6 protein-coding genes are annotated in these 6,000 nt (G+C 60.6%); 2 read left to right on the top strand and 4 right to left on the bottom strand.

The features are described from left to right. Positions 1 to 131: 131 nt before the first annotated feature. From LQK81_RS25615 to LQK81_RS25600, 4 genes are all read right to left on the bottom strand, one after another. Complete coding sequence (locus LQK81_RS25615; RefSeq protein ID WP_230809244.1) at positions 132 to 1,430, bottom strand: hypothetical protein; 1,299 nt, start codon at positions 1,428 to 1,430, stop codon at positions 132 to 134. Beyond that, the gene (locus LQK81_RS25610) at positions 1,423 to 2,196 is read right to left on the bottom strand and encodes an ABC transporter ATP-binding protein (protein WP_230809243.1); all 774 of its coding nucleotides are present in this window, start codon (positions 2,194 to 2,196) and stop codon (positions 1,423 to 1,425) included. The genes LQK81_RS25615 and LQK81_RS25610 overlap by 8 nt, the downstream gene beginning before the upstream one ends. Further along, complete coding sequence (locus LQK81_RS25605; protein WP_230809242.1) at positions 2,174 to 3,154, bottom strand: FecCD family ABC transporter permease; 981 nt, start codon at positions 3,152 to 3,154, stop codon at positions 2,174 to 2,176. Before LQK81_RS25605 ends, LQK81_RS25610 begins: the two co-directional genes overlap by 23 nt. 82 nt (positions 3,155 to 3,236) lie before the next feature. Beyond that, positions 3,237 to 4,304, bottom strand: a complete 1,068-nt coding sequence (locus LQK81_RS25600) for an ABC transporter substrate-binding protein (RefSeq protein WP_230809241.1) — start codon at positions 4,302 to 4,304, stop codon at positions 3,237 to 3,239. 385 nt (positions 4,305 to 4,689) lie between these two features. Here LQK81_RS25600 and LQK81_RS25595 point away from each other — a divergent pair, with 385 nt between their 5' ends. Together LQK81_RS25595 and LQK81_RS25590 are read left to right on the top strand one after the other, a co-directional pair. After that, the gene (locus LQK81_RS25595) at positions 4,690 to 5,313 is read left to right on the top strand and encodes a hypothetical protein (protein WP_230809240.1); all 624 of its coding nucleotides are present in this window, start codon (positions 4,690 to 4,692) and stop codon (positions 5,311 to 5,313) included. After that, a complete protein-coding gene (locus tag LQK81_RS25590) occupies positions 5,310 to 5,957 on the top strand; it encodes a hypothetical protein (RefSeq protein ID WP_230809239.1) in 648 nt (215 codons plus the stop codon). Before LQK81_RS25595 ends, LQK81_RS25590 begins: the two co-directional genes overlap by 4 nt. Positions 5,958 to 6,000: the final 43 nt, after the last annotated feature.

The following is a 6,000-nucleotide window of genomic DNA, read 5'->3' as shown; positions in this document are numbered from 1 at the left end:
CAAGCATCCAAATAAAAAGCCTCCGATGAAACCGGAGGCTGTTGTAACCCCATCGCAGATGGGGGTCCCGTTTGGACGCCGATCACCCCATGTGCGGGGTCCTTATTCCATGCCGAAACACATACTGTTGCTCAGAACAACAATTCGCCGATCGAGAGCCTTCTCAGCGCCACGGCGATATTGGCGACCAGGGCCTCCTGACGAGGCCCGCGATCGGGGTAGCGGGTCATGTTGTCGCCATTGTGCATGAAGACATAGCCGCCCCGCTCGTTCTCGGTCGGATATTGCCAGATCCAGTCGGCGGGCTTCGGGTCGCCCACCGCGCCGACATCGGTCAGCCAGATGGCGCCGGGTGGCGGGTCGGTCCATCCGCGGGCATATTGACCAAAAATCCCCTTCCATCCATCAAAGCCTTCGCCGAGATCGGAGAAGATGCCGAAGCGATCGTCGCGCACACGGACCCGGATATTGGTGAACGGGCGCGGCGGCACGGCCCGGAACGGCGCCATGAAGGGGAGCCAGGGCTGACATGGTTCGGCGCAGATGATCAGGTTCCCGCCGCGCTCGAGAAAGTAAAGCAGATCCCCGGTTCGGCTCCTGAGGAAGAACTCGTCATGGCTGCTGGGAATGTAGAGCGTATCCGTTCGGCCGAGCGTGTCGGGGTCAAGCTCATAAAGTGGGGCGAAGGAGGTTTCGAAGCCCTTTCGTGCGAGGCTTTTCTCCAGCCCGTCAGGACGCCACTCGGATGGGACATGCGAGCATTGCAGGTAGGTGAACCGGTTTCTGGCGGGCCGTTCGATCCCGAGTTCACGGTTGAGCCACGTATAGAAGGAGCGCAGGAAGAGCGTGGTCGCCGGCATGAAGCGCTGGCCATTGTGCGAATGCGGGTCCAGCGTCGCGAGCAGCAAGCGCCCGCCGCCCGGCAGTGCAGGAAAGTCCAGGAACAGACTGCCTCGCCCGTCATCGATCTCAAGGATCGAGCGCGCTCCTTCCGGCACATTGTAGGAGCCACCCCAGTGCCAGCTCATATGCGAGAGCGGCACAGTTTCGGTGATTGGATGGTGCGGCTCGGCAAGCCTGACCTCGAGCGTTTCGCCCTTCGTCCACCAGAGCCAGTCACGACAATTTCCCGGTGTCCATTCGAGCCCCGGAATGTCGATCCAGTCCGCATGACCCTGAAGGCAGACGACGAGAAAGCCCCCGCCCTTGAGGTAAGCGTTCAATTGCTCGGCATGCGGCCGGGGTGCAGCCGCATCCATCGCATCGGGCATGATCACGGCCGCGTAAGACGACAGATCAACCTTTGGCAGATCGCTGACGTAGATCAGATCGTCGATATGGTGGCGGAAATCCCGGAAGCTGCGCAACTGCCAACTGTTGCCCCAATGGATATAAGCGATGCCTTTTCCCTGCCGGTTCGCTTCAGCCATTGAACCGCGCTCCGTCATGCCGAAAGACGGGTGCGTAAGTGTGCTTGGCAAGGCCGTCGAAGTCGGCGCGCGCGATCGGCAGGTCGTAGAGATCGCTCAGGTTTTCGGGGCTGAGCGCCTCGTCGGTTGGCCCGCAGACATAGCTGCTGCCGCTGGTCATCAAGAGGACATCGCTGGCAATCTCCACCGCATGCTGCGGCATGTGCGTGGAAAAGGCGATCGTCATTCCATGCTCGTTTCTGAGGTGCTCGAGCAGGCACAGAACCTTGTCCTGGTTCTTGTAGTCGAGAGCTGCGCAGGGCTCATCGAGAACCAGAAGTTCGCATTCGGAGGCAAGGGCCTGAGCGATCATCACCAGTTGGCGTTGACCGCCGCTCAAGGAATTGAAGGCCTGCTGCTGGAGGTGCTCGATCGCCAGCATATGGAAATAGCGCCGCGCGATCTCAAAGTCCCTCTTGCCCGGTGCGCTGAAGAGACCGAGGTGGCGCGCCCTTCCCATCAGGACGATGTCGAGCGCGGAATAGGAAAACGGGACCTCGAAGAGTTGGGGCACGAAACCGACCCGCCCGCCGATGGAAAGCCGTCCCGACTTGGGTTTGATGACGCCGACAAGCGTATTGATGAGGGTGGTTTTGCCGACGCCATTGGCACCGAGCACGGCCAGTATCCGCCCCCGTTCGAGGCTGACGCTGTAGTCGCGGAGGATGGTCTTGCCACCACGCTCGACCGTGAGACCGCTAACCTCAATCACCGGACCAGCCTCCATGAGCGTGCAGGCGCCGCAGGATCACCGCAAAGACGGGAACACCGATCAATGCGGTGATGATACCGAGTGGAATCTCGGCCGTGCTCACCGTTCGCGCGAGATTGTCGACCATCAGCAGATAGATCGCGCCGATGACGCCGGAGACCGGCAGAAGCCGTTGATGGTCGGCGCCCACAAGCGCGCGAGCGACGTGCGGGATGACGAGGCCGACCCAGCCGATGATGCCTGACGTCGCAACCACGCCCGCGGAAATCAGCGCCGAGGCCAGCAGGATGATCCATTGCACCAGCACGACCTTCGTGCCGAGCGCCCTCGCCTTCTCCTCGCCGAGCGACATGATGTTGATCTGGTACCTGAGGAGATGGATTGCGATGGCGGAAGGCACCACCGCCACCGCGATCAGCAGAACGTCCCAGTAGCTGCTGGAAGCGATGCTGCCCATCAGCCAATAGGTGATGGCAGGCAGCTTCTGGAAAGGGTCGGCCAGCAGCTTGGCGACGGAAATGGCCGCGGAAAAGAAGGCAGATATCACCACGCCTGCCAGAACCAGCGTCAGCATGCTGGTGCGCCCCCGCACCGTCGACAGAAGCTTGACGAGAAAAATGCTGGCAATGCCGAATAGGAAGGCCATGCCCAGCAGAAGATAGCTCTGCAATCCGATGAGGATTGCCAGCGTTCCGCCGAAGCCGGCGCCCGATGTGACGCCGATGATGCCGGGATCCACCAAGGGGTTGCGGAACAACCCCTGCAGTGCCGCCCCCGAAATGGACAGGCCGAAGCCGACGATGACGGCCGCCATGATGCGCGGCAGGCGCACCTGCTCGACAACGACTTCCTGAACCGGATCCCAATAGGGCGTAACCAGCGGATGGACATTGTCGATCAGGATATAGGCGACATCCCGAACCGACAGGTCGTAGCGGCCGATCGCTACGGAATAGAGGACGACGGCGACCAAAAGGCCGACCAGCACAGGAAGGACGGAAACCGATGCCAGTTTCCGCCCGGCCCAACCTGAGACAGCGCCGCTTGCGCCAGTCTCAGCCGAAGAGCGCGACATATTTGTCCGCCGGTGCGTTGCTTTCGGATTCAAGAATGCTCTTGAGCTGTGCGTCGGTGAGCTTGGCGCCGTAGATCAGCTGGTAGACATCGAGAATCTGCTTCTTGAAGTCGGGCGCATAATCGGCACCATGTGCGACGGCCGCGAGCCATTCCGAGGTAAGGAAGATCTCGGGTGCATCGGGCGTGCGGGCAAAGACCGGCTGCTTGTAGACACGCTTTTCCCTGACCGCCTTGAGGCTGGCAAACAGGGGATTGTCGAAGAAGTCCTTGGGATTGAGATCGGCGGCATAGGCCGGAATGACGATGATGTCGGGATTCCAGACCAGCAGCTGTTCGAAATCGATAGTGCGCCACCATTCGCCGGTATTGTCAGCCGCCGGATTGGTCACGCCACTGAGCGAGAGATCCTGCGAACCGTTGGCGATCACCTGGATCTGATCCGCCACCTTGTCGATGTGGAGAACGGTGGGAAGGGCCGACTTGTCGAGTCTGGAGACCTTGTCGGCGAGAGTCTTCAACGTATCGGACTGTGCCTTCAGGATAGCCTGGGCGCGTTCGGTGCGGCCAGTCATGGCCCCGGTCATTGAGATATAGTCCAGGCGATCCTGCTCTGTGCAGCACCGCCAGGCGACGACGGTGAGGCCGACCCGCTCAAGCGGCTCGATGAGATCGTCCGTATGGTTCCACTGGATCACGGCATCCGGCTTCTGCGCCAGGATCGCCTCGACATTCGGCACGAAGCCGTCCTGCGCGGCGCTGGCATTGATCTTCGCCATCTCCGGCAGCATTTCGGCATAGATGCCCTTGGTGAAATAGCGCACCAGGGAATCCTTGTTCATGCCCGCGAGATTGTCCGCCTTCTCGTCAACGGCGCGATAGATGATTGGCGCGGAGCGAACGATCGTGACGACGCGCTCTGGCGGTTTCTGGAAGGTGATGGTCTTCCCCCGGTGATCGACAACCGAATTTTCTGCATGGAGCGTGGCCGGCAGGAAAAGCGACGCGGACAGGGCCAAGGCAGAGAATGCCTTCAGTTGGCGGGACATGGATCACTCCCTTGGCTGGCACGCCGGCCACTTGACAGTTGGGTCCGGCGGGGCTGAAAATCATGAGTGGTGTATTCATGTTATTGGATCCTGTCCAGTGTTAGATCGGGCCATTTGGGTGTCGATCCGGTGAAAAGCATCGTGATAGGCGCATTTTCCGAATGGCAATCGACCAGCCTTGGTTGTGGGCGGTACTTCTCTCAGAAGCATCATTCCGCTGACTTGAGGGCACCATGCGCCTGATACCGCGGCCCTTGCTTAAACATGAGTCCATTAGTAGTGATTTCGGCCAAGTCAGACTGACCAGCAAACTCGAGGAAGAGAGCGGAATGCGCTTCATTGGAAAATCAGGCGTCATCGTTGTGGGTCAGCTGGTGCGGCTGGCATGAAGCGCCATTCTCTATATGTCGAGTCAGACGATGGTCCGCCGCCTGCCCAGCTTGCATCCCATATCGCGGCAGGCACCCTACGGGTGGTGCGCCAGGTCGACCTCAGGCCATCCGACTTCGATACAGCCTGCGGCCTGCTCGCAACCGCCTATCTCGACCAGATCGATTTCGAGGCCCGTGCGACCACCATTGCAGAATTCATCGAGACGGGCGGACGCATCGTCTTCAATGGGCACATTGTCCGTCCGTTCATCAAAGGCATGCATCCCTTCGTGCCGCTCGCCACGCAGCGCAGGAACGACCTCGCGATCGAGCGCCTCGCCGCTCATTCCATCTTCGCGGGCATTTCGGCGCAGGTTCATGCAACGCAAAGGGGCGTGGCCGGCTTCTATGGCCGCGGCCACAATCCACCCTTGGTCGGTGCGACACTCCTATCTGGGATTGGTCCCGACAGACTGCCTGTTGATTGGGAGTGGCTGCTTCCAGGCGGCGGCGGGCTCTTTGTCCATTCCGGCAACGACCTGTGGTCTGTTTCCGACGATGCCGACGTCAATACGACCGTCGCGGATCGCTTGGTCGCGTGGTCACTGGCCGGTCGAACTGAAAGGGCGGTGGCATGAGCATATTGGCCGTCAATGCCGGCGCGGCATTCCACATTGAGAGCCTGGAAGGCCCTCGCTATCGCCACTTCTTCGACCGTCTGATCCGACCTGAAGAGCTTGGCGATGTCGCACTCGACGCTTATGGCGCGATGCTCGTGCCCTGCCGCACGGCAGCTCATCGCCTGACACCGCATGTTGGCAGGCTCCTCTCTTATCTCAATGCCGGCGGCACCATCGTGGCAATGGGCGAGTGCCACAGCGAGAGATGGCTCCCGGGCATTCACTTCACTCCTGTCGAAACAAATTTTTGGTGGTGGCTGGAGCCAGGAAGTGATCTCGGCGTGACCATCACGTCGCCGGCCCATCCGCTGTTCCGTCGCCTGAAGAGACGGGATCTTGCCTGGCACCTGCACGGCCATTTCGCACCGCCATCGGGCGCCGAAGTGCTCGTCGCGGATCGCGAAGGCAGGGCAGTGGTCTATGTCGACGAGGTGACGACGCCTGGCCGGATGATACTCTCCAGTCTCGATCCGTTCTTCCATCACGGGCACCACTTCATGCCGGCCACAACCAGGTTCCTGGACGGATTTCTCGCCTGGTTGGCCGAGGATGTCGGCGGGAGCACAGCGGTGGACTCGACCCTGGCAGGAAAAAGGACCTGAACCAACGACCCTGTTGTAGCAAAGGCTACCGTCTTAAAATTCT

This window comes from Rhizobium sp. GN54, assembly GCF_021026345.1.
Taxonomy (GTDB): Bacteria; Pseudomonadota; Alphaproteobacteria; order Rhizobiales; family Rhizobiaceae; genus Mycoplana.
This window is presented reverse-complemented; position numbering and strand designations above follow the sequence as displayed.